At 62.1% G+C, this 23,259-nt stretch carries 18 protein-coding genes; 9 read left to right on the forward strand and 9 right to left on the reverse strand.

The window, feature by feature from the left end:
- Positions 1-2 precede the first annotated feature (2 nt).
- The 5 genes from AC0NIE_RS23115 to AC0NIE_RS23135 all read left to right on the forward strand — a co-directional run bounded on the left by AC0NIE_RS23115 (position 3) and on the right by AC0NIE_RS23135 (position 5,666).
- Positions 3-785, forward strand: coding sequence for an ABC transporter permease (locus AC0NIE_RS23115; protein WP_473488691.1), 783 nt, complete (start codon positions 3-5; stop codon positions 783-785).
- Positions 782-1,846 carry an ABC transporter ATP-binding protein gene (locus AC0NIE_RS23120; protein ID WP_473488690.1) on the forward strand — a complete coding sequence of 355 codons (1,065 nt, stop codon included), beginning with the start codon at positions 782-784 and terminating at the stop codon, positions 1,844-1,846. The genes AC0NIE_RS23115 and AC0NIE_RS23120 overlap by 4 nt, the downstream gene beginning before the upstream one ends.
- 3 nt (positions 1,847-1,849) lie before the next feature.
- Entirely contained in the window at positions 1,850-2,611 is a 762-nt protein-coding gene (locus AC0NIE_RS23125) for an MBL fold metallo-hydrolase (RefSeq protein WP_473488689.1), read from the forward strand.
- A gap of 485 nt (positions 2,612-3,096) precedes the next feature.
- A complete protein-coding gene (locus tag AC0NIE_RS23130; RefSeq protein ID WP_473488688.1) occupies positions 3,097-3,870 on the forward strand; it encodes an NAD kinase in 774 nt (257 codons plus the stop codon).
- A gap of 191 nt (positions 3,871-4,061) precedes the next feature.
- Positions 4,062-5,666 carry a DEAD/DEAH box helicase gene (locus tag AC0NIE_RS23135; RefSeq protein ID WP_473488687.1) on the forward strand — a complete coding sequence of 535 codons (1,605 nt, stop codon included), beginning with the start codon at positions 4,062-4,064 and terminating at the stop codon, positions 5,664-5,666.
- Positions 5,667-5,885: 219 nt separating this feature from the next.
- On the opposite strand, the gene AC0NIE_RS23140 is transcribed toward AC0NIE_RS23135, so the two are convergent.
- On the reverse strand, positions 5,886-6,779 hold the full coding sequence (locus AC0NIE_RS23140) for a LysR family transcriptional regulator (RefSeq protein WP_473488686.1): 894 nt from the start codon (positions 6,777-6,779) through the stop codon (positions 5,886-5,888).
- 128 nt (positions 6,780-6,907) lie between these two features.
- On the opposite strand from AC0NIE_RS23140, the gene AC0NIE_RS23145 reads away from it, so the two are divergent.
- Positions 6,908-7,792 (forward strand): NmrA/HSCARG family protein, encoded by an 885-nt coding sequence (locus tag AC0NIE_RS23145; protein WP_473488685.1) that lies wholly within the window; start codon positions 6,908-6,910, stop codon positions 7,790-7,792.
- Between the two features lie 46 nt (positions 7,793-7,838).
- A complete protein-coding gene (locus tag AC0NIE_RS23150) occupies positions 7,839-8,111 on the forward strand; it encodes a DUF2798 domain-containing protein (protein WP_123151027.1) in 273 nt (90 codons plus the stop codon).
- Between the two features lie 115 nt (positions 8,112-8,226).
- Here AC0NIE_RS23150 and AC0NIE_RS23155 read toward each other — a convergent pair whose 3' ends face one another.
- The 6 genes from AC0NIE_RS23155 to AC0NIE_RS23180 form a co-directional block, all read right to left on the reverse strand.
- On the reverse strand, positions 8,227-8,877 hold the full coding sequence (locus AC0NIE_RS23155; protein WP_258117445.1) for a YiaD family glycine zipper/OmpA-like lipoprotein: 651 nt from the start codon (positions 8,875-8,877) through the stop codon (positions 8,227-8,229).
- A 275-nt stretch (positions 8,878-9,152) separates the two neighbouring features.
- Positions 9,153-9,521, reverse strand: a complete 369-nt coding sequence (locus AC0NIE_RS23160; RefSeq protein WP_473488684.1) for a GFA family protein — start codon at positions 9,519-9,521, stop codon at positions 9,153-9,155.
- 209 nt (positions 9,522-9,730) lie between these two features.
- Positions 9,731-10,117 (reverse strand): hypothetical protein, encoded by a 387-nt coding sequence (locus AC0NIE_RS23165; protein WP_473488683.1) that lies wholly within the window; start codon positions 10,115-10,117, stop codon positions 9,731-9,733.
- 444 nt (positions 10,118-10,561) lie between these two features.
- A protein-coding gene (prfB, locus tag AC0NIE_RS23170) for a peptide chain release factor 2 (protein WP_123151031.1) occupies positions 10,562-11,693 on the reverse strand; the annotation gives its coding sequence in 2 pieces (ribosomal slippage) (positions 10,562-11,626 and positions 11,628-11,693; 1,131 coding nt in all).
- 141 nt (positions 11,694-11,834) lie between these two features.
- Positions 11,835-14,291, reverse strand: coding sequence for a penicillin-binding protein 1A (locus tag AC0NIE_RS23175; RefSeq protein WP_473488682.1), 2,457 nt, complete (start codon positions 14,289-14,291; stop codon positions 11,835-11,837).
- A gap of 209 nt (positions 14,292-14,500) precedes the next feature.
- A complete protein-coding gene (locus AC0NIE_RS23180; protein ID WP_473488681.1) occupies positions 14,501-15,799 on the reverse strand; it encodes an N-acetylmuramoyl-L-alanine amidase in 1,299 nt (432 codons plus the stop codon).
- A gap of 688 nt (positions 15,800-16,487) precedes the next feature.
- On the opposite strand from AC0NIE_RS23180, the gene AC0NIE_RS23185 reads away from it, so the two are divergent.
- A complete protein-coding gene (locus AC0NIE_RS23185; RefSeq protein WP_473488680.1) occupies positions 16,488-19,433 on the forward strand; it encodes an Rne/Rng family ribonuclease in 2,946 nt (981 codons plus the stop codon).
- A 114-nt stretch (positions 19,434-19,547) separates the two neighbouring features.
- On the opposite strand, the gene AC0NIE_RS23190 is transcribed toward AC0NIE_RS23185, so the two are convergent.
- Both AC0NIE_RS23190 and AC0NIE_RS23195 read right to left on the reverse strand, forming a co-directional pair.
- Entirely contained in the window at positions 19,548-20,477 is a 930-nt protein-coding gene (locus tag AC0NIE_RS23190; protein ID WP_165848789.1) for a glutaminase, read from the reverse strand.
- A gap of 5 nt (positions 20,478-20,482) precedes the next feature.
- A complete protein-coding gene (locus tag AC0NIE_RS23195) occupies positions 20,483-21,631 on the reverse strand; it encodes a pyridoxal phosphate-dependent aminotransferase (RefSeq protein WP_473488679.1) in 1,149 nt (382 codons plus the stop codon).
- Between the two features lie 180 nt (positions 21,632-21,811).
- On the opposite strand from AC0NIE_RS23195, the gene AC0NIE_RS23200 reads away from it, so the two are divergent.
- A complete protein-coding gene (locus AC0NIE_RS23200) occupies positions 21,812-23,206 on the forward strand; it encodes a M48 family metalloprotease (RefSeq protein ID WP_123151037.1) in 1,395 nt (464 codons plus the stop codon).
- Positions 23,207-23,259: the final 53 nt, after the last annotated feature.

The following is a 23,259-nucleotide window of genomic DNA, read 5'->3' on the forward strand; positions in this document are numbered from 1 at the left end:
CCATGCGCGCTCTTGTCCGTATTTTCTCTTGGCTCTACGCGGTCGCCATCTATGGCTTCATCTTCCTGCCGGTGGTCGTGCTGGTGCTGTTTTCGCTGCAGGCGACGTCGTTTCCGATCCCGCCCTTCACCGGGCCGTCGCTGCGCTGGTACGACGCCGTGCTCGCCGACACGCGGCTGACCTCGGCACTGGTCAATTCGCTTGGTGTGGCGGCTCTCTCCTCAGCTGCAGCCGTCGCGCTGGGTTTCCTCTCTGCCTGGGGTTTTGCGCGTTTCGCCCTGCCGGGCTCAGGCCTGATGCGCGGGCTGATCACGTTGCCGCTGACAGTGAGCTATCTCATCATCGGCATGGGATTGCTGGTGCTGTTCAATTGGGCCGGCGTGCCAAAATCGCTGCTTGCCGCCGGCATCGGCCATGTCGTTATCAACCTGCCGCTGTGCTTTGCCATCATCTACAGCCAGATGGGCGACCACCAGATCAATATCGAGCGCGCCGCGCGCGACCTCGGCGCGCCCGAATGGAAGGTGCTGCTGCTGATCACCGTGCCTGTCATGGCACCGGCGATCTTCGCCGGCTTCTTCCTGTCGATGACCTTCTCCTGGGACGAATTCGTGATCTCGTTCCTGCTGACGCGCTTCGACACGACGCTGCCGGTCGAGATCTGGAACCTGCTGCGCTCAGGCCTCAATCCCAAGACCAACGCCGTCGGCTCGCTGGTCTTCGCCGTCTCCATCGTGCTGGTGGTGTTTTTTGAACTGATGCTGTTGCGGAGGAAGCCGGCATGACCGCGCCACTGGTCGACATAAGCTCTGTCTCGCACCGCTTCGGCCAGCATACCGTGCTGAAGAACGTCTCGCTGACGATCGAACCGGGCAGCTACACGATCCTGCTCGGCCCGTCGGGCTCCGGCAAGACGACGCTGCTGTCCATTCTCGGCGGCTTCGTCACGCCGAGCGAAGGCAAAGTGCTGATCCGCGGCGAGGACTGCACCGCCGTGCCGCCGGCGAAGCGGCCGACGACGACGGTGTTCCAGGACTATGCGCTGTTTCCGCATATGAGCGTCGGCAGCAATGTCGGCTTCGGCCTGCGCATGCAAGGTGTCGATGCCGCGACACGGGCCGCGCGGGCGCGCGAGGCACTGGCGCTGGTCGGTCTGGCGACTGCCTTCGACAAGAAGCCGCACCAGCTTTCCGGCGGCCAGCGGCAGCGTGTAGCGCTGGCCCGTGCCCTTGTCGTCGAGCCGGCCGTACTGCTGCTCGACGAACCGCTCGGCGCGCTCGACCTAAAATTGCGCCGGCAGATGCAGGACGAACTGAAAGCGATCCAGAAACGGGTCGGCACAGCCTTCATCCACGTCACCCACGACCAGGAAGAGGCAATGGCGCTGGCCGACCATTGCGTGGTGATGAATGACGGGCGCATCGAGGACGAAGGGCCGCCAGAGCGCGTCTATGCGCGGCCGGCGACGCGCTTTTCCGCGACTTTCATGGGCGAAAGCACGCTGATTTCAGGAGCGGTGACGGCGGCGAAGGACGGAACAATCACTGTCGCGACGCAGGTCGGACCGCTTTCGCTGACCGGCACATTGCCGGCCGGGACGACTGTCGCCCTCGCCGTCCGTCCGGAGCATCTTGTCCTCGGCGCGGCCGGCGGCGCTGTAGGGTTCGGCACGGCCAAGGTGAGCGACGTTGTGTTTCAAGGCAGCTTCAAGCGCGTGCTTGCTGTCTCCGAGAAAGACCCGACGCTGCACTTCATCGCCAGGGTTGCTGCCGCTGCGGCCGTCCAGCCGGGCGACATCGTTGCGGTTTCGTGCGACGCTGGCGATATCATCTTTTTGACGAGTTGAGCCATGGGCGCGCTTCCGGTCATTGATGCAGCGAACTGGTATGAAACCATCCGCATGGGTGATGGCGTGACGCTGATCCACGAGCCGTGGATCAAGCCGTTCTTCCGCTGCAACATCTGGCATGTGAGCGGTCGCGACCACGATCTTCTGTTCGACACCGGCCTCGGCCATTTCAGCCTGCGGCGCCATGTGCCGCTGGTGACGGAGCGAAAGCTCACCTGCGTGGCGAGCCACACCCATTTCGACCATATCGGCTGCCATCACGAATTTCCGGACCGCTGCGTGCATGCGGCCGAAGCGGAAATCCTCGCCGATCCGCGCAATGAGTGGACGCTCGCCGACCGCTATGCCACCGACGCAATGTTCGACGGAATGCCGCAAGGCTGGGATACGGCGCGCTACGGGATCCTGCCGGCGCCGGCCGATCGCTTGCTCGAACAAGGCGACGTGATCGATCTCGGCGACCGCGCCTTCGAGGTGATCCACACGCCGGGCCATTCGCCCGGCGGCATTGCGCTCTACGAGAAGAAGACCGGCACCCTGCTGTCCGGCGACATCATTTATGACGGCCCGCTGATCGACGATGTCTATCATTCCGCCGTCGACGACTATGTCGAGACGCTGTTACGGATGCGCGAGCTCAAAGTCGCGGTCGTGCATGGCGGCCACTTCCCGAGCTTCGGCAAGGTGCGCTATCGCCAGCTTATCGACGAGTATCTCGCACAAAAGCGGCAGGCCGGCTGCCATCTGCTGCAGGCGCGATAAGCACCGGTCTTTCGTATCGCAGGAAGTGCCTGGCGAATTCACAACGCCCTTTGCGGGCACGGTGTGCCGGCGGCGTCGCCGCAGCGTGAAGCCGTGGGCTGGGGTCTCAAACTCGTCTCTTCCGACTGGCGCACCAGTTGTGCAAAGGCAAGAGCAAAACTTCCCAGCATCAGGACGATGATAATCAGGCGTGTTACCGGCAATAGATTGGTCCGACTGGCTGGCCCCCACGCCGCCCATCCACTGCCGGCTAGCATGGTCGATCCGGCTTTACGAGAGTTTAATCCCCGTCTTAACCATCACATTCGCTTGTCACCCGATATGATGCGCGAGCACCTGACCGGCAGCTCTTCCCGGCGCTGTGTCGAGCAGCGCCACATGCCTCCCTTTGCAGATTTGCCCGCCCATGCTAACCCGGCGCTGGCGCGGCCCAAGCAACCGGGCGCCACCAGCCGGTCGCCACCAACCGTCGACATTGGGGAGCCATGAACAAAGCCGCCAGCCGTTTCGCCTTCGTCTCGTCCGACACAGCCGACGCCAAGGCGGCGCTGGAGAGCCTGTCGGCGCGCTATGGCCAGGCGTCCATCGAGGATGCAGAGATCGTCGTCGCCCTCGGCGGCGACGGCTTCCTGTTGCAGACCTTGCGCGACACGATGAGCACGGGAAAAAAGGTCTACGGCATGAACCGTGGCACCATCGGCTTCCTGATGAACGAATACCGCGCCAGCGGATTGACCGGGCGCATCGCGGCGGCCGTTGCCGAAACGATCCGTCCGCTGGAGATGCAGGCGGTGACGGCAGAGGGCGAAACGATCTCGGCGTTGGCTATCAACGAGGTTGCGCTGTGGCGCCAGTCCTACCAGACGGCCAAGATCCGTATCACCGTGGACGGGCAAGTGCGGCTGGAGGAATTGAACTGCGACGGTGTGATGGTCGCGACGCCGGCCGGCTCGACCGCCTACAACCTTTCCGCGCACGGACCGATCCTGCCGCTAGACGCGCCGCTGCTGGCGCTGACCCCGGTCAGTCCGTTCCGCCCGCGCCGCTGGCGCGGCGCGCTGCTGTCCGACAAGGCGACGGTTCGTTTCGACATTCTGGAGCCGGAAAAGCGGCCGGTGAACGCCGCCGCCGACCACACCGAGGTGAAGGCCGTAACCTCGGTTACGGTGCAAGAATCGCCAACGGTGACGGCGACGCTGCTGTTCGATCCGAGCCACTCGTGGAACGAGCGCATTCTCGCCGAACAGTTCCGTTACTGAGCCGGTACAGCAATAGCCAGTTCGATTAAGCATCGCGATTAAGGTTACGACTTCACAATCATGCCAATCCCCGCCCGTTTCTGTTGACAAATCGTGGGCTTGCGCCTACCTGCAATACCAATCTTGCAGGCGCGCGGCGCTTGCCGCGACTGCTTATGTTGCGCCCCCGAACCAGCCAAAGACAGCCAAACTTGTCCTCAGACGCCCAGATCGCTCAAGAAGCGTTGACCTTCACAGACCTCGGCCTGTCGCCGAAGGTCCTTTCCGCAGTCACCGATGCCGGTTACACCGAACCGACGCCGATCCAGGCAGGCGCCATACCGCACGCCTTGCTCGGCAAGGATATTTTGGGCATCGCCCAGACCGGCACCGGCAAGACGGCCTCGTTCGTGCTGCCGATGCTGACCCGGCTCGAAAAAGGCCGGGCCCGCGCTCGCATGCCGCGCACGCTGATCCTCGAGCCGACGCGCGAGCTTGCCGCGCAGGTCGAAGAGAATTTCATCAGATACGGCAAGAACCACAAGCTCAACATCGCGCTGCTGATCGGCGGCGTGTCGTTCGACGAGCAGGACAAGAAGCTGGAGCGCGGCGCCGACGTGCTGATCGCGACGCCCGGCCGCCTGCTCGACCACCGCGAGCGCGGAAAGCTTCTGCTCAACGGCGTCGAAATCCTCGTCATCGATGAGGCCGATCGCATGCTAGACATGGGCTTCATCCCCGATATCGAGCGTATCTGCGAGATGATCCCGTTCACCAGGCAGACGCTGTTCTTCTCGGCGACGATGCCGCCTGAGATCACCAAACTCACTGAGAAATTCCTGCACGCGCCGGTGCGCGTCGAGGTTTCGAAGGCCGCCTCCGCCGCCACCAACATCGTCCAGCGGCTGGTGAAATCCGGCTCGAAACCCTGGGACAAGCGCGAAACGCTGCGCAATCTGATTAGGGCCGAGGATGCGGAGCTGAAGAACGCCATCATCTTCTGCAACCGCAAGATCGAGGTCTCGGAGCTTTTCCGCTCGCTGCTGAAATATGATTTCGACGCCGGCGCGCTGCATGGCGACATGGACCAGCGCGCGCGCATGCAGATGCTGGCCAATTTCCGTGACGGCAAATTGCGCTACCTCGTTGCGTCGGACGTTGCGGCGCGCGGCCTCGACATCCCCGATGTCAGCCACGTCTTCAATTACGACGTGCCGATCCATGCCGAGGACTATGTCCACCGCATCGGCCGCACCGGCCGCGCCGGACGCTCCGGCAAATCCTTCACCATCGCCACCAAATCCGACACCAAATACATCGACGCAATCGAACGGCTGATCGGCAACAAGATCGAGTGGCACGATGGCGACCTGTCGACGGTCGTCGCCAGCGAGGGCGGAGAGGACGATGCTCCCCGCCGTGGCCGCGGCGCCCCGCGCCGCGCCGGCCGCAAGGACGATGACCGCAAGGACAGGGGCGAACGCAAGCCACGCGAACGCCACGCCAGGCAAAGCGAAGCTGCAACACCGGATGCGGCGCGCGAGGAACAGCCAGTGGTGGCCGAGGCCGCGGTCGCCGATGCCGGTGAGCGGCGCGCGCACAAAGAAGCGATCCGCTCGGAAAATAGCGAGCGCCAAGCTTCGCCCGAACGTAAGGCTTCGCCCGACCGCAACGAACAGCGTGCGCCGGAACGCGGCGACACCAGGCCGCAGCGCGACGGCAATCGCCCTGCCCGCCATCGCCAGGAAGACAACGACGCGACCGTCGGATTCGGCGACGACATGCCCGCCTTCATGCGCATCGTCGCCAAGGTCTGATCATAGCAGAAATTCTCAATGCCAACGAAAACGGCCCCTTGCGGGGCCGTTTTCATGTCCGATATTTGCTTTGCTCAGGTGTGGCGCGAAAGCTGGATCTCGGCGAGCCGGTTCTAGGCGGGTCGACCGCCGCCGCGTTGGAAGCAACCGGGCGCGTCTCGCCGAAGTCTATGGCTACGAGCGGTCGACCGCGCTCTGTCGTCTCGTTTGATCCGGTGGCTACAGGTTTTTGAATTCCGGACGGGACGGCAACATATCCAGAAACGCGCGAACTTTGGCTGACGATGATCTGCCTTCCGGCCACACGGCGTGCATCGGCACCGGCACCGGCTCGAATTCGCTTAAAACCACCTCTAGGCGGCCATCGTCCACCGAATGCCTTATCTGCCAGAGGGGCGAGTAACCCAAACCCAATCCGCGAACTGCGGCGGCGTAGATCGGTGCCATCAAATTGGATCGAAAACTGCCAGCCACTTTCACCGCCCGAGGTTTCCCCTCAATCTGAAACATCCATTCACCTGGACGCTGGTCGGAGGTTCGAACAATGCAGCTGTGCTTGCTCAGTTCAAAAGGATGCGTTGGTCGGCCACGGCGTTCAAAGTAGGAAGGCGAGCCGAACACGACGCGCCGCAACGCACCCAAGCGTCTGGCTCGCAAGCTGGAATCCGGCAAATTGCCGATCCGTATTGCCAGATCGAGGCCCTCGGCACCAAGATCAACAAATCCATCGGAAAGCTGGAGGTCAACCTCGACCCGCGGATACATCTGCATGTAGTCGGCGATGACAGGTACAACGAAATCCGGGCCGAACAGAACTGGCGCGCTCACGCGCAGGATACCTGATGGCTCCGATCTCTGGTTGGCGGCTTGAAGTCTTGCGTCGTTTATTTCGTCGACGGCGGGTTTGATGCGGTGGAAAAACGCCACTCCGGCTTCGCTCGGTGTCGAACGGCGCGTGGTTCTCTGTACAAGCTCGACCCCGACGGATTCCTCCAGCGTCGCCAAAGACCGGCTGATCGATTGCAGTGAGCGGTTCAGCCGACGTGCGGCGGCCGTCAAACTTCCGTGCTCGACGACTGCCATGAACGCTTCAAAATCATCTATCCGGTTCATGGCATCTCCTTTTCTCTCGAAAATCGAGAGAAACTATCGCAAAGCCAAACAATTGTAACGCTGTTCGCGACCTTTTATTTGCCTCGAAGAAAATCCCGAAAGGGCAAGCTTCGTGGAAGGGAATTGTCATGCGAGCACTCAATCCAACCGTTCTGGTCGTGGGCGCAACAGGCCGATTTGCCGGACTGGTTGTGCCTGAACTTGTCCGCCGCAATGCCACCGTTCGAGCATTTATTCGCGACCCCGCGAGCGCCGAAAAGGCCTGGAGGCTCGGAGCATCCGAGGTCGTGACCGGCAATTTGCGCGACCCTCAGAGCCTCGAAAATGCCGTCGAGGACGTCGATGGCGTCTTTCACATCGGACCGGCCTTTGCCCCCGATGAAGCAGCCATGGGTGTTGCCACGGTGGAGGCTGCAGCACGAGCAGGCGTTCGAAAGTTCGTCTTCTCGTCGGTGATCCAGCCGACCAATACGAGGCTCAAAAATCACGCGAGCAAGGTGCCGGTCGAAGATGCTCTCTATTCGACGAACATGGATTACACCATTCTGCATCCTGCCAATTTCATGCAGAATATTGCAGCCGCCTGGCCGTCCGTCGTTAGGGATGGGGTTTTCTCGGAACCGTTTCCAAAGACAGCAAAGCTGGCGCGTGTCGATTACCGCGATGTCGCCGAAGTGGCAGCGATCGCATTGACCGAAGCGTGGTTGTCTTATGCGACCCTTGAGCTGTGCGCGGACGGCATGCATAGCCGGGAAGAGATCGCTTCAATGATGAGTGAGGAACTTGGCCGCTCGATCTCTGCTGGCGAGCCGACCTTCGGCGAGTGGGCAGCGAATGCCCGCCTTCCCTACGATGACCGCCAATTGCAGCTGCTGGCTAAAGTACATGACCACTACGCCAAGTACGGCCTCGGCGGAAACAGTCTGACATTGCGCGCCGTCTTGGGCCGCGAGCCACGTTCGCTACGAAGCTTTATCCGAGAACTGGCCCTGCAAACGGCACAGGTCGCCTGATCGCGCTCACGAGCACGTACGCACATTTTTCTGATTGGAGATTTCCATGCATGCATCACCGCAAAAGACGTTGAAGCTGAGAAAACTGCCGCCTTCCTACAGTGCAGTGGTAATGCCGTTCGTTCTTTCAATCCTCATGACCTGCATTATCTCGGCGGTTTCGACGGCGATCGGCACCGGCTGGACGAACGGTTTCGTGGCGACTTGGTCATACGCATGGGGCGTATCATGGCTTGTTGCGTTTCCGAGCCTGCTGATTGTCCTTCCGATCGTGCGCCGGATCGTTGCGGCAATTGTCGATCAGCCGGCCCGCCCCTGACACTATGAAACCGAAGCGATGGGCGCCGACGCTCGTCACTCCAGCAAAAAGCAAACAAGAACGGCCCCTTGCGGGGCCGTTCTCATGTGCAATGCCGTCTTCTTGTTCGTCTTGCTCAGGTGAGCGGTGAAAGCTGGATCTCGACGCGGCGGTTCTGGGCACGGCCGGCGGCCGTCGCATTGGAGGCGATCGGACGCGTCTTGCCGAAGCCGGTGACGGCGAAGCGGCGGGAATCGACGCCCTGCCCGGACAGATAGTTGGCGACCGCCAGCGCGCGGCGCTGCGACAGGTCGAAATTGTGTTCGTCGCCACCGGTCGAGTCGGTGTGGCCGAACACGTCGACCGTGGTCTGCCGGAACTTGTTCAGCACAAGTGCTACCGAATTCAGCACTTGATAGAAACCGGGCTTCACCGCATCCTGGTCGACGTTGAAGGTGATGTCGGACGGCATGTTGAGGATGATCTGGTCGCCGGTGCGGGTGACGCTGACGCCGGAGCCCTGAAGCTGCCGGCGCAGTTCGGCCTCGTTCTGGTCCATGGTGGCGCCGATGGCGCCGCCGGCGAGCGCGCCGACGCCAGCGCCGATCAGCGCATTACGGCGATCGTTGCCGCCCGCAAGCAGGCCGAGCCCCGCACCCGCCAGCGCGCCGATGCCGGCGCCGGCCGCAGTGTTGGAGACCTTCTGCTCTCCGGTATACGGATCGGTTGTGGTGCAGGCACTCACGAGCACAGCCGTCGCCACGACGACGAGCACAGTCTTTTTCATTCGGTAGTCCCTCTCCAGTCCGCGGTCCCACCGGTGGCGCGCCGCATCAGCCCTTCCGTTGTATCGGCCCGAAAATCATCGATTTTCGGGCCGATACATAGATTCAAAGTCTTAGAGCGTACTTTGTGCGTCCAAGTGGACGCACGTCGCTCTAATGCTTGTAACATGAAATGCGGCGAAAAATGGAACGGGAAAAGCGGCTGGCTATGGCTTTTCCCGGTCAATTGCACGGCCGCGGTATTGCGCAATTCTGATCGGCTACCAGAGACTATCGGCTACCAGAGATTCTTGCCGTCGATCACGACGACCTCGACCTGATCGAGGTCGAAATCGTCGAACAGGCGCGAATTAACGCTGATTTTCGGATTGTCGAAATTCGGCTTGCCGGTCGACCAATCCGGCGTTTCGGTGAAGGTGCCGCAGCCGCAGGTGGCGCAGAAACCGTGTTTGATCGTTTTCGACCCCCACCGGTAGAAGGAGACATTCTTGAGTGGGCTGGTGAGCTTGAATTGCGACGGGGTGTAATAGGCCCACAACGAGCCGCGTTTCGAGCAGAAGGAGCAGGTGCATTGCGTCACGGTTAGCGGCGCTTGCGAAACTTCGAACGTCGTCGCCCTGCAGTGGCAGCTTGCCTTTATTGTCATGAACGCCTCCCTTACGATTGCCTCCCGTCCGCGGCAAGGCAACATAAAGAGACGCTCTTGACAACCGTCTGTCAGCAGACTCGCTTGCCTGCGTCACGCGTGGCGCGCTTCGATCTTTATGATGCATATCGTTATCCCAAAACCGCTGCGCACCCTCGGGGGTCAGGCCATCGCTCAGGCCCTTGGGGCAAGCCTTTGGGCGACACGCATTAAAACGACGACGGGGGCACGAACAGGCAGATGGTCTTTCCGTCATTGGCGCCGGCGACCGAGCACCAGTGATATTCGCCATCGGGCGAATTCTTGATCCGCGCATCGCTGTAGGCCACGACCTCGCCTGTCCCTTTGATGACATAGCCTTCCGGACGCTCGCTGATCGACGTCTGCGAGACCGCGCGGCAATCATAGCCAGAACAGCAGGAGAATGGGTAACTCCAGCCTTGCGGCTTCGCTGCAGTCGGCGTGGCGTCGTGCGCCAAAGCCGGCGCTGCAAATGCAACGATGGCGGCGGTCAGAGCCACCACCGCAATGATTGAATTCAGGAGGCGGCGCGCCGTCTGGACGGCAGAGGCCGATCGGGTCTTGAGAGCGGGCATGGGCGCAGTTCCTATCACCGAGTTATCAAGCGTTTCGCTTGCCCGTTCCCAGAACGTGTCTTCCCAGTGGCCGGATCGTCAGGTCGCAGATACGCCGCGTCCGGCCATAAATGCTTTTTCTCCCACCCTTCGGATGCTGGGCTGATTCCTTTGTTGGCGCAAGAAATTGCTTTGCAACCGAGCGCCGACATCTGCAACCGGAACCAGCCTGCCGGGGGTTGACGAGAGTGACTTCATCAACCCCGGCAGATGGGATCGCGGATAACGAGATTCAGTTCGCAGTGGTTCCGGGCCAGGTGCCGGCAGGCCTGCAACATCTAACCCGGAGGTAGATGTCGTTGTGGAAAATTCGATGAAAAAACAAAGCCATAAAGCGACCGCTCAATTACAGTGAAGAGCCTGTTACTCTAGCGTGATGTTCCTGCTGCTTGGGGCGTAGGAGCTTCAGTCGATATCGGCCACCACTTCGCCGGCGCCGCCCTCGATGCGCTGCGACAGCGACGCCTCCATGAAATCGTCGAGGTCGCCGTCCAGCACGCTCGACGGGCTTGTGCTCTCGACGCCAGTGCGAAGATCCTTCACCAGCTGATAGGGCTGCAGAACGTAGGAGCGGATCTGGTGGCCCCAGCCGATATCGCTCTTCGATGCTTCGGTGGCGTTCGCCACCGCCTCGCGCTTCTTCAGCTCTTCCTCGTAGAGCCGCGAGCGCAGCATCTCCCAGGCCTTCGCCTTGTTCTTGTGCTGGGAGCGCTCGGCCTGGCAGGCGACCGCGATGCCGGTGGCGAGATGGGTGATGCGGACCGCCGAATCGGTGGTGTTGACGTGCTGGCCGCCCGATCCGGACGAACGATAGGTGTCGATGCGGACATCCGATTCGGAAACATCGATCTCGATCGTATCGTCGATTACGGGATAGACCCAGACGCTGGCAAACGACGTGTGGCGGCGCGCATTGCTGTCGTAGGGCGAAATACGCACGAGACGGTGAACGCCGGATTCCGTCTTCAGCCAACCATAGGCATTGTGGCCCTTGATCAGCAGCGTAGCGGACTTGATGCCGGCCTCTTCGCCGTCATGCACTTCCAGCACCTCGACCTTGAAGCGCCGCCGCTCGGCCCAACGCGTGTACATGCGCAGAAGCATCGAGGCCCAGTCCTGGCTTTCGGTGCCGCCGGCGCCGGCATGGACTTCGAGATAACTGTCGTTGGCGTCCGCCTCGCCCGAAAGCAGCGTCTCGATCTGGCGGGCCTTTGCTTCGCCGCGCATCGAGCGGATCGCCGCTTCCGCCTCGGCGATGACGCTCTCGTCGCCCTCTTCCTCGCCGAGCTCGATCAGGCCGATATTGTCTTCCAGCGCCTGGGTGAGGCCTTTGACCGCTGCGATGCCTTCCTCGAGGCCCTGGCGCTCACGCATCAGCTTCTGCGCCTCCAGCGGTTCGTTCCAGAGACTCGAATCCTCGGCACGCACATTCAGGTATTCAAGCCGCTTTATGGCTTGATCCCAGTCAAAGATGCCTCCTCAGCAGGGTTATCGCCTGCCTGATTTCGTCGACAATGTTCTGCGTTTCCGCGCGCATGGCTGGTCGTTCTGTCCTGTGCTGAAATGGTGCCCTGTTGCTTAAACAGAGCTGGGTTGGCGCGATACATAGGGACGGCACCGCCGCCTGTAAAGCGAAATGGGCCGGCTCGAAAGCCGGCCCAGAACACCATGTCCTATGTCAATAGAGCCCGCCGCCGCCGGACTGGATGGCTTGGTTGGCCTGTGGCGACAGCGCGCCGCCGGAGGCGTTGGAGCCGTCCGCACCCATGCCGATCACCCAATAGCTGTCGGCGGGGCCGGTGCCCGGCTTGAAGGCTTCGATAAAGGCGCCAGCGTCGTCTGGGTTGGCAGCCATGCCGGTCTTGCGATTGATGGCGATCAGCTTCATGCCTTCGGGAACCTGGAAATCGACATTGGGCGTGCCGTCCAGCGCCACGCGCATGAAGTCCTTGAAGATCGGCGCTGCGAGACCGCCGCCGGTCGCGCCCTTGCCAAGACCTTTCGGCTGATCGTAGCCCATATAAAGGCCGACAACGAGATTGGGCGTGTAGCCGATGAACCAGGTATCCTTCTCGTCGTTTGTCGTTCCGGTCTTGCCGGCGATGTGGCGGCCGAGTTCGGCGACGGTGGCGCCGGTACCGCGCTCGACGACGCCCTCCATCATCGAGGTGATCTGATAGGCGGTCATCGGATCGAGCACCTGCTCGGAATTGTCGACCAGTTCCGGCTCAGGCTGGTTCTGCCATTCGGCGGCGTTGCAATTTTCGCAGCCGCGTTCGTCCTGCCTGTACACCGTCTTGCCGTAGCGATCCTGGATGCGGTCGATCAGCGTCGGCTTGATCGACTTGCCGCCGTTGGCCATGATCGAATAAGCCGACACCATGCGCATCACGGTGGTCTCGCCCGAACCCAGCGCCATCGGCAGGTACGGCGCCAGACGGTCATAGACGCCGAAGCGCTCGGCATATTCGGCGACCAGCTTCATGCCCATGTCGTTGGCCAGGCGCACAGTCATCAGATTGCGCGACCTCTCGATGCCGGACCGCAAGGTCGCCGGGCCAGCTGTCCTTCCATCGTAGTTCTTCGGCGTCCAGGTCGTGTTGCCGCTCTTGATGGTGATCGGGCCGTCCATGATCACCGAAGCTGGCGTATAGCCATTGTCGAGGGCTGCCGAATAGACGATCGGCTTGAACGACGAACCCGGCTGCCGCATGGCCTGCGTGGCACGGTTGAATTCGGATTGCGAGTAGGAGAACCCGCCGACCATGGCCAGAACACGGCCGGTATGCGGATCCATGGCGATCATGCCACCTTCCACTTCGGGGGCCTGGCGCAGGATATAGGCCCCGTCCGTTCCCTCTTTCTTCTGCACGAAGATGACATCGCCCGGCTTCAGCACGTCCGCCGGCGATTTGGCCTTGACCGTCTTGCCGCCGACCACATGACGCATGGCGAAGCTCATGTCCTCGCGGCTGACGGTGCCTTCGATGCGATCCTTGACGAGTTCGCCCGAGATCTGCCGGGTCGGCCGAAGGCCGATCGACAGGCCGCTCTCCGAGCTGTCGAGCACGACGGCGAGCGACCATTCGGGCACGTCGTCCAGTCCCTTGACTTCGCTCAAAGGCGCGCCCCAGTCGCCGGATACGCTGATGGTCTTCACCGGCCCGCGATAGCCGCGCAGCGTATCGAACTTCATCAGGCCGTTCTGCATGGCTTTGCGGGCGATCAGCTGCATCTTGGGATCGAGCGTCGTACGGACGGACAGGCCGCCCTCGTAGAGCGCATTCTCGCCGTAGCGCGCGCTGATCTGGCGACGCACTTCCTCGGTGAAGTATTCGCCGGCGAACAGATATGTGCCGGAGCGGCGTGGCTTGACGCCGAGCGCCTCGGCCTTGGCCTTCGCGCCTTCCTCTTGCGTGACGTAGCCGTTGCCGACCATCTGGTCGATGACCCAGTTGCGGCGCTCGATGGCGCGGTCGGCATATTTGAAGGGGTGATAGTTGGAGGGGCCCTTCGGCAAAGCCGCCAGATAGGCCGCCTCCGCCACCGTGAGTTCATTCACCGCCTTGTCGAAATAGGTGAGTGCCGCGCCGGCGACGCCATAGGCGCCAAGCCCGAAGAAAATTTCGTTGAGGTAAAGCTCGAGAATGCGGTCCTTCGAATAGGCCTGCTCGATGCGGAAGGCGAGGATCATCTCCTTGATCTTGCGCTCGTAGGTCTGGTCCGAGGACAACAGGAAGTTTTTCGCCACCTGCTGGGTGATCGTCGAGGCGCCGACCTGGCGCTTGCCAGAGCCGAAATTCTGCAGATTGACCATGACAGCGCGGCCAAGGCCGGTCATATCGATGCCGGGATGATTATAGAAATTCTTGTCCTCGGCAGACAGGAAGGCCGCCTTGACACGATCCGGCACCGCCTGGATCGGCAAATACAGGCGCCGCTCGCGCGCATATTCGGCCATCAGCGCACCGTCGGACGCATGGATGCGGGTCGTCACCGGCGGTTCATACTTGGCCAGGACCTCGTAGTCGGGCAGATCCTTCGACAAATGGCTGATATAGATCGCCACGCCCGCCGCGACCAAAAGGGCCAGCGCCGTGCCGATGCCGAAGAAATAACCAATGAGACGAATCATGCCCGCTCCAGTCCTTGGTTCGGGAATCCCCTAAACGAAGCCGCCTTTCGCGCAAGCTTTCGAGACGATCCCGACCGGTAATCGAAAATCCATGTCGCCACCATGTGGGCAAAATGCGGCAGCTTGGAATTTCGCCTTCGAATGGCGGAAATAAGTGCAGGGTGTTGTCGTCGTGCAACGCTGCCTCTGGTTGTAGCGCGGCTGATATCTCAGCCTCCGGTTCCGGCTCCGGCTCCGGCCCGGGCTGAGGCGAACAGGGCGATGGCATTGGTTATGCTCTGGGCAGCCTTGCCGCGCCAATCGGCGCTGAGCAGTTGCGCCTCGTCCTTCGCGTTCGACAGATAGCCGAGTTCGACCAGCACGGAGGGGACATCCGGTGCCTTTAACACCTTGAAGCTGGCCGAACGCTGCGGATTGTTGATGAGGCCGACGCTGGTGGAAAGCTGGCCGACCAAAGTTTGGGCAAAACGCATCGAGAAACCGTGCGTCTCGCGGCGGATCAGGTCGATCAGTATGTCGGTCACTTCCTTGCCGTCGTCCTTGATTTCCATGCCGGCGAATTGATCGGAAAGGTTTTCACGGTCGGCGAGCGCCTGCGCTTCGGGATCGGAAGCCTTGTCGGAGACGGTGTAGACGGTTGCGCCGCGAAGGCCCTTGACCCTGATCGTGTCGGCGTGGATCGAAATGAGCAGATCGGCCTCGTGCTGGCGGGCAATTCGCACGCGGTCGTCCAGCCGCAGGAATTGGTCCGTCTCGCGCGTCATGAACACGTCGTATTTGCCGACTGCGGCAAGTCTTTCCCGCAATTCGGTGGCGAAAGCGAGCGTGACGTTCTTTTCGACCGTGCCGTTCAGGCCCTCGGCGCCGCCGTCGATGCCGCCATGGCCTGGATCGATGACGACGGTGAAGCGATGGCCTGGATTGGAGACCGGGCCGGTGCCGACCCTGCCGCCCTTGTCGGAAGAGACCGTCGAGCCGGTGGTCAGCGCCTGATTGGCAAGAGCGGCGTCGAACTCCCGCACGGACGCCGCAGACATGTCGATTGCGATGCGGTAGCCGCTGCCGTCATCGTTCTTGAGCACGTCGAGCCTGTCGACGGCGAACGGGCCCTTGCCGGTGAGAATCAGCCGCGACACCCCCTCGCCGAGATCGCCGTAGCGCACGCTCCTGACCAGGCCGCGCGCCTTCACATCCTTGGCATTGATGGCGAATTTCGTGCTTGGCAGGTCGACGACCAGACGGTGGGGGCCGCGCAGCAGGAACCATTTGACGTCGGGCTCGCGGTCGAAATTCATGACGATGCGCATCTTGGTGGCGTCACCCGCCATTTTGTAGCTCGTCACGGCGAGCGGCGCGTCGGCGGCAAAGGAAACCGGCGAAAAGGCCAGGCAAGCGACAACCAGCAACACCAGACAAGCATCGCGGAATTGGGCAGCGCGGAAGTAGGCGGCGTAGAAAAAAATGCCTCCGGCGCGACCACTCTTGTGCGTGAAGACTGCCAGTCCCATCTCTTTCCAGTCGCTCCGGTTTGGCGCCAGGCGCCCAATCTTGTTTGTCGGCCAATCTTGTTTGTCGGAGTGTCGTCGTTTTGTAGAAGTGCCGGTTAGGCCGCGAACTCGATTAACGATTGGTATCCAGAGAAGGTTAACCAAGCCTTTTCATGCAACGCTCAAAGCCGTGCTTCCGTTGCGGAACTGCTTTTTGCCGGCATCGGAAATCGGGGTTGCCTTCCAACCCGCCAAATCATAAAAGCGATGGTGGATCACTGCAATCCTGGAACCGTCCTTCTCCGCAGCTTCCTGCTACAGGTCAGATGAACGACGGCTCCTTTCGCTTCAGGCGAAGAAGGTATCAAGTGATCGCGACGAATTTCGCAGGTGCGAGCCCGTGGCGGGGGAAGCGCCTGCGTGAGGAAACGGCCGGGATTGTCCCGCGCCGGCTCTGTATGAGCAAACAAGCTGGTCCGGTTTTCCCGGGCTTTGGTTCAAAAGGTTCTGCTGGTTACGATGGCTTCAAGCGCAATCATGGAAAGGTCCGCAGCAAACCGCGCCATTATGGCTGCGGGCGGCACCGCTATGGCGCTCAGGCAGCGGCCGGCGGACATTCAATTGCCCGGCACCCATGTTCATCCACACTCACAGCGGCGGGCTTTGCCCCGCAAGCTGCGGCTGACGGCTGCCGGGGGGAAACGAAATAATGCCCAACAAGATGCTGATAGACGCCTCCCACCCGGAGGAAACACGTGTTGTCGTCGTTCGCGGTAACCGTATTGAAGAATTCGACTTTGAATCCCAGGACAAAAAGCAGCTCAAAGGAAATATCTACCTCGCCCGCGTAACGCGCGTCGAACCCTCGCTTCAGGCAGCCTTTGTCGAATATGGCGGCAACCGTCACGGTTTCCTCGCCTTCAGTGAAATTCATCCCGACTACTACCAGATTCCGGTCGCCGACCGTCAGGCGCTGCTGCGCGCGGAAGCGCAGGAGGCTGAAGACGAGGACGATGAGGACGGCGAAGGCGACGACCGCCAGAGCCGCGATCGCGGGCGGCGCGGACGCCGGCGCGGCGGCAAGAGCCGCGACCGAGGCGAGCACAAGCGTGATGCAGGTGCGGCCGATTCGGACGATTCTGTCGATTCCAATGACAGCGGTTCCAATGAGCGCGGCGAACACGGCAAGGATGCGGTCGCGGAGAACGTCGCTGCCGTTTCCGAAAATATCGACACGCCGTCCGATACTTCGGAACATGGCGAGGATGTCGCCGGTCATGTTGACGCGAGTCATGATGAGACGAGCCATGATGAGACTGGGCCTTCCGAAGGCGGACCCAATTCCATCGCCGCCGGCATTGAAGCGGATGTGATTTCCGAAGCCGTGGCGCAGCCGGACTCGGCCGGCGAAGCCACGTCCACCGACAATGATCGCGGCATGCTGGAAGAGGTGCAGTCCTCGCATCTGGACGACCATGAGGTCGAATCGGTCGGCGCCGAGGATGCGCTGGAAGAAGCGCGCAACCGCCGCAAGCCGGTGCGCCGCCAGTACAAGATCCAGGAAGTGATCAAGCGCCGGCAGATCCTCCTGGTGCAGGTCGTGAAGGAAGAGCGCGGCAACAAGGGCGCGGCGCTCACCACCTACCTGTCGCTTGCCGGCCGCTATTCGGTGCTGATGCCGAACACGGCGCGTGGCGGCGGCATCTCGCGCAAGATCACCAACGCGCAGGACCGCAAGCGGCTGAAGGAGGTCGTCGCCGATCTCGAAGTGCCGCAGGGCATGGGCGTCATCCTGCGCACAGCCGGCGAAAGCCGCACCAAGGCCGAGATCAAGCGCGACTACGAATATCTGATGCGGCTTTGGGAAAACGTCCGCAATCTGACGCTGCAGTCCACGGCCCCTGCCCTGGTCTACGAGGAAGGCAGCCTGATCAAGCGCTCGGTGCGCGATCTCTACAACAAGGACATCGACGAGATCCTGGTTTCCGGCGAAGAGGGCTATCGCGAGGCCAAGGACTTCATGCGCATGCTGATGCCGAGCCACGCCAAGGTCGTGCAGCCGTTCCGCGACACCACGCCGATCTTCGTACGCAATGGCATCGAGGCGCAACTCGACCGCATGCTGCAGCCGCAGGTGACGCTAAAGAGCGGCGGCTACATCATCATCAACCAGACCGAAGCTCTGGTCGCCATCGACGTCAATTCGGGCCGCTCCACCAAGGAGCACTCGATCGAGGACACGGCGCTTCACACCAATCTGGAAGCGGCCGAGGAAGTCGCACGGCAGTTGAGGCTGCGCGATCTTGCCGGCCTGATCGTCATCGACTTCATCGACATGGAGGAGAATCGCAACAACCGCTCCGTCGAAAAGCGGCTGAAGGATCACCTCAAGAACGATCGCGCCCGCATCCAGGTCGGCCGCATCTCGCATTTCGGCCTGATGGAGATGTCGCGCCAGCGCATCCGTGCCAGCGTGCTGGAATCGACGATGAAGCCTTGCCCGCATTGCGGCGGCACCGGCCATGTGCGGTCCGATTCGTCTGTCGCACTGATGGTGGTGCGGGCGATCGAGGAATTTCTGCTCAAGGATTCGCGCAGCCACATCACGGTGCGGACGCCGGCGGCGACCGCGCTCTATGTGCTCAACCACAAGCGCGGCACGCTGGTGGAGCTCGAAAGCCGCTTCGGCCTGACCATCACCGTCGAAGCCGACGACACGGTCGGCGCCCAGCATTATGCGATCTTCCGCGGCGCGCTGGCTGAAAAGCCTGAAGGCTTCGTCGAGGTGCGCACCTTGCCCGCCTATGTCGAGCCGGAAGAGCCCGCCGACGAAATCGTCATCGAGGAGGAGGAAGACGAGGCCGTTGCACCGACGGAGCAACCGCGCCAAGCCCAGCAGCCGCAGCAGCCAAGACCAAGCGAGGATGGCGAAGGCCGCGACCGCAAGCGCCGCAAGCGCCGCAGACGGCGCGGCGGCAAGGATCGCGACCGCGAGCATGGCGCCCCAATGGAAGGCGCGTCCCTCCCCGCCACTGCCGAAGGCGTATCCGAGGCCTTAAGCGATGAAGGCGTCGAAGCAGACCACGAGGACCAGGTCGGCGTCACTGAGGCGGTGGAAGCGTCGGATGGTGGTCAAGTGGTGGATGAAGGTCAGGGCAAGAAGCGCCGGCGCGGCAAGCGCGGCGGCAAGCGCAATCGCCGCGAGGACGAAGGCGAGGTCGATGCAGGCACTGCCGAGTCGGCTGACAGGTCCGAAGGCGAAGTCTTGGAGGGCGTAGCCGTCTCCAGCGAGCCGGTAGCAGCAACGCCGGTCGAAGAGCCTGTGGACCTTGCTCCGGCCAATGACGACATGCCGAGCGCCGAAAAGCCGAAGAAGCCGCGCCGCGCCGCCAAGCCGAAGAAGGCTGCGGCGGACGTCGTCGCCGAGACGCCGGTAGCCGAGCCGGAAACCTCTGCCGAGGCTCCCGCACCTGTTCCGGAGGAAACAGTCATGGCCACCGTCGACGAAAAACCGAAGGTCCGCCCATCGCGACGCAAGCCTGTACCGGTAGATGCTCCGGTTGAGCCGATCGTGTCTTCGACTGTTGCCGAAGAGGAAAAGACCGAGGAAAAGCCGAAGCGTGCCGGCTGGTGGCAGCGGAAAGGCTTTTTCTAAGCTTTTCGGTAGTTTAGCCTGATCTTTTGACCAAAGAATCCCGCGCTGTCCTGTCGACAGCGCGGGAATTTTCTTGTCTGAAGCCTCACAAATCTCTATGGCGCCCCCAAATCTTTATGGCGCGAAGACCGACCAGTTCATCATCTTCGCCAGCCTTTCCAGCGCAATCGACCCCAGCCTGGAATTGCCGTTGGCGTTGAGGCCGGGCGACCAGACGGCGAGCGAAGCCACGCCCGGCACGATCGCCAAAATGCCGCCGCCAACGCCGCTCTTGCCGGGGATGCCGACGCGAAAGGCGAAATCGCCGGAGCCGTCATAATGACCGCAGGTCAGCATCATCGCGCCAATGCGGCGGGCGCGCTCGGCCGAAACAACGGAATGGCCGGTCGCCGGGTTCTTGCCGCCATTGGCAAGGAAGCGGCCGGCCAAAGCCAGTTGCCGGCAGCTCATGGCGATGGCGCAATGATGGAAATAGACGCCCAGCGCCAGGTCCGGCGCGTGGTTGAGATTGCCGAAGGATTTCATGTAGTTGGCAAGCGCCAAGTTGCGAAAACCGGTGGCCCGTTCCGAAGCCGCGACCTCGCGGTCGATGATGATGGTCTCGTCGTCGGCCAGGAACTGGATGAAGCGCAGGATCTCGCCGATCGCCTCGCGCGGCTGGTGGCCGGCGAGCAGAATGTCGGAAATGACGATAGCGCCGGCATTGATGAACGGATTGCGCGGAATGCCGTTCTCATGCTCGAGCTGGACGATCGAGTTGAACGGGTTGCCCGAAGGCTCGCGCCCGACACGCTGCCACAACGCGTCGCCGACATTGCCGAGCGCCAATGTCAGCGTGAACACCTTCGAAATGCTCTGGATCGAAAACGGCTCATCGGCGTCGCCCGCCATCAGCACGCGACCGTCATTGGTCACGGCGGCGATACCGAACTTTTTCGGATCGACCTTGCCGAGCTGCGGAATGTAGGTCGCGACTTCGCCGCGATCCGTGCGCTCCGCCATTTCGGCGGCAATTTCGGTCAAAGCCTGTTCGAGTTCCGGCATTCGCGCTACTTCAGCCAGCGTTCGAGGCGCATCATCGCCTCGACCATCTCATCGTGGCTGCCGGCGTAGGAAAAGCGCATGGTTCGATGGCCTTGAAGCGGATCGAAATCGCGGCCGGGCGTCGCCGCCACATGCGCCTCGGCCAGCATCTTGCGCGCGAAGGCCATACTGTCGTTGGTGTGCCTGGTGACATCGCAGAAAGCGTAGAACGCCCCGTCCATCGGTGCCGCCAGCGCAAAGCCGATTTCGGGCAGGTGTGTCATCAAAAGCTCGCGATTCCAGGCGTAGCGCGCCTTCACCGCCTCCAATTCCCCGGTCGCCTTGAATGCCTCGATCGCGGCGATCTGGGACAGTTCCGGCGGTGAGATGTAGAGACTCTGGGCGATGCGCTCGACCGGCCGCACCAATGCTTCCGGCAGCACCATCCAGCCGATACGCCAACCGGTCATGCAGTAATATTTCGAGAAGGAATTGATCACCGTCACGTCCTGGCCGTAGGCAAGCGCCGTCGTGTCCGGCGCAGCGTAAGCCAGCCGGTGATAGATCTCGTCGGAGATCACGGCGATGCCGAGCTCTTGCGCCGTCGTCACCAGCGCCGACAGCTCGTCGGCGGGGATAATTGCCCCGGTCGGATTGGCCGGGCTGGCAAACAACACACCCTTCAGCTTCTTTTCGCGATGCGCGGCCTTCAGATGTTCGGCGTGGAGATAGGCATCACCGTGGAGCTCGATCTCGACGATCTCGATGCCGAGCGCTGCCATGATGTTGCGATAGGCCGGATAGCCGGGTGCGGCGATGGCGACACGATCGCCTGGATCGAACATCGCCAGAAAGGCCAGGTTGAAGGCGGCCGACGATCCGGTGGTGACGGCGATCCGGCCGGGTGAAACGGCATGCCCGTAGTGGTCGGCATAGTGCTGCGCGATCGCCTCGCGCAGGCCGGAAAGACCCAATGCGTCGGTGTAGCCGATGCGCCCCATCTTCAATGCGTTCGTCGCCGCTTGCCTGACCCCGGCCGGCGCGGGGTCGGACGGCTGGCCAACGGCCATGGAAACAACCGGCACGCCCGTTGCCTTCAGCCGATTCGCTTCCGCCAGAATGTCCATGGCGTGGAACGGCTCGACTTCGCCGCGACGCGAAAGCGATACAACCATTTGACCTCATTCCTGGGCGGCCCTTGGGTCGGCCCTTTGGTCGGCACTTGTCGGCTGCCGGCGCCGAGCTTTGGCGTCCTGCGCCGCACAAATGCCCGATTGATGTGAGGATCACAAGTTCGGTAATGTTTCAGTGCCGACTTTTCATCCTTCGCCCGCTCGTCTACCAGTGGACCTGCCATGTTTAGCCGACCCAAATCGACGATAGCCAGGGCAGCGCGCGCCTTCGCGACGCTTTCGCTTGCCGCGACGGTCGCTGTGACCGGCACCATCAGCGCCTTAGCGCAAAACGTGCCGGTGGTGCGCGATGCCGAGATCGAGGCGCTGGTACGCGATTATGCGCGGCCGATCTTCCGGGCCGCGGGCCTGCCGGAAGACGGCGTCGACATCGTGCTGGTCAACGACCAGAGTTTCAACGCCTTCGTTGCCGGGTCCCGTCTGTTCATCAACACCGGCGCCCTGATGTCGGCGGAGACGCCCAACGAGATCATCGGCGTCATCGCACACGAAGCCGGCCACATTGCCGGTGGGCACCAGCAAAAATTGCGCAACCAGCTCGAACGCGCCAAGACGATGGCCATCATCGCGACGCTGCTTGGCGCCGGCGCCATCGTCGCCGGCGCCACCACCAAAAGCCGGGGCCTCGCCGGCGCCGGCATGGGGGTCGCGGCTGGCGGCGGCGAGATGGCGCAGCGCAGTATCCTCGCCTATCAGCGCACCGAAGAGATGACCGCCGACCGCTCGGCGATAACCTATCTCAATGCCACCGGTCAGTCCGGCCTGGGCATGCTGAAGACCTTCGGCCGCTTTCAGAGCGCGCTCTCGCTGTCAGGGGCGCAGGTCGATCCCTACCGGATCAGCCATCCGCTGCCGCGGGAACGCATCGCCAATCTCGAAGTCCTGGTCAAGCAGAGCCCCTATGTCGACAAGGTCGATACGCCGGCACTGCAGCAGCGGCACGACATGATGCGCATCAAGATCGCCGCTTATATGGGAGGCAAGGCCGCCGCATCGCGGCTAATGCGCAAGAACCCGGCCAGCCTCGCCTCGCAATATGGCGACGCGCAGACGAGCTATCTTTTCGGCGATCTGGCCGGGGCGCTCGCCAAGACCAACGCGCTGATCAAGGCACAGCCGAAAAACCCCTATTTCCAGGAATTGCGCGGCGACATCCTGATGAAGGCGAATAGACCGAAGGCCGCCGCCGAAGCCTATGCCAAGGCGGTCAGCCTCGATCCGGCGCGATCCGGGTTGCTGTCGGTCTCCTACGGCCAGGCGCTGATGGCCATCGGCACGCCCGAATCCCTGGAGAAAGCGGTGGTGCAGATCAACAAGGGCCTCGGGCGCGACCGGGAAAACGCCGTCGGTTACCGCCATCTGGCGCAGGCCTATGGCGAGCTCGGCAACATTCCGGCCGCCGATCTTGCAACCGCCGAAGGCCATTTCTATTCCGGCGCCTACAAGGATGCCAAGATCTTCGCAATGCGCGCGCAGATGAAAATGAAGCGCGGCGAACCGGGCTGGATCCGCGCGCAGGACATCATAAACTACGCACCATCAGGCAAGAAAAAGTGAACCTTCCGACCGTGCGCGGCGACATGTAGTCGGACCAATCGAGGTCAGACCAA

It is taken from the genome of Mesorhizobium sp. WSM4842 (assembly GCF_055901575.1).

Bases quoted from the DNA above. Each gene is read 5' to 3' on its own strand.
- AC0NIE_RS23115 (WP_473488691.1), top strand. From the start codon at position 3: ATGCGCGCTCTTGTCCGTATTTTCTCTTGGCTCTACGCGGTCGCCATC.
- AC0NIE_RS23120 (WP_473488690.1), top strand. From the start codon at position 782: ATGACCGCGCCACTGGTCGACATAAGCTCTGTCTCGCACCGCTTCGGC.
- AC0NIE_RS23125 (WP_473488689.1), top strand. From the start codon at position 1,850: ATGGGCGCGCTTCCGGTCATTGATGCAGCGAACTGGTATGAAACCATC.
- AC0NIE_RS23130 (WP_473488688.1), top strand. From the start codon at position 3,097: ATGAACAAAGCCGCCAGCCGTTTCGCCTTCGTCTCGTCCGACACAGCC.
- AC0NIE_RS23140 (WP_473488686.1), bottom strand. From the start codon at position 6,779: ATGAACCGGATAGATGATTTTGAAGCGTTCATGGCAGTCGTCGAGCAC.
- AC0NIE_RS23145 (WP_473488685.1), top strand. From the start codon at position 6,908: ATGCGAGCACTCAATCCAACCGTTCTGGTCGTGGGCGCAACAGGCCGA.
- AC0NIE_RS23150 (WP_123151027.1), top strand. From the start codon at position 7,839: ATGCATGCATCACCGCAAAAGACGTTGAAGCTGAGAAAACTGCCGCCT.
- AC0NIE_RS23155 (WP_258117445.1), bottom strand. From the start codon at position 8,877: ATGAAAAAGACTGTGCTCGTCGTCGTGGCGACGGCTGTGCTCGTGAGT.
- AC0NIE_RS23160 (WP_473488684.1), bottom strand. From the start codon at position 9,521: ATGACAATAAAGGCAAGCTGCCACTGCAGGGCGACGACGTTCGAAGTT.
- AC0NIE_RS23165 (WP_473488683.1), bottom strand. From the start codon at position 10,117: ATGCCCGCTCTCAAGACCCGATCGGCCTCTGCCGTCCAGACGGCGCGC.
- AC0NIE_RS23175 (WP_473488682.1), bottom strand. From the start codon at position 14,291: ATGATTCGTCTCATTGGTTATTTCTTCGGCATCGGCACGGCGCTGGCC.
- AC0NIE_RS23180 (WP_473488681.1), bottom strand. From the start codon at position 15,799: ATGGGACTGGCAGTCTTCACGCACAAGAGTGGTCGCGCCGGAGGCATT.
- AC0NIE_RS23185 (WP_473488680.1), top strand. From the start codon at position 16,488: ATGCCCAACAAGATGCTGATAGACGCCTCCCACCCGGAGGAAACACGT.
- AC0NIE_RS23190 (WP_165848789.1), bottom strand. From the start codon at position 20,477: ATGCCGGAACTCGAACAGGCTTTGACCGAAATTGCCGCCGAAATGGCG.
- AC0NIE_RS23195 (WP_473488679.1), bottom strand. From the start codon at position 21,631: ATGGTTGTATCGCTTTCGCGTCGCGGCGAAGTCGAGCCGTTCCACGCC.
- AC0NIE_RS23200 (WP_123151037.1), top strand. From the start codon at position 21,812: ATGTTTAGCCGACCCAAATCGACGATAGCCAGGGCAGCGCGCGCCTTC.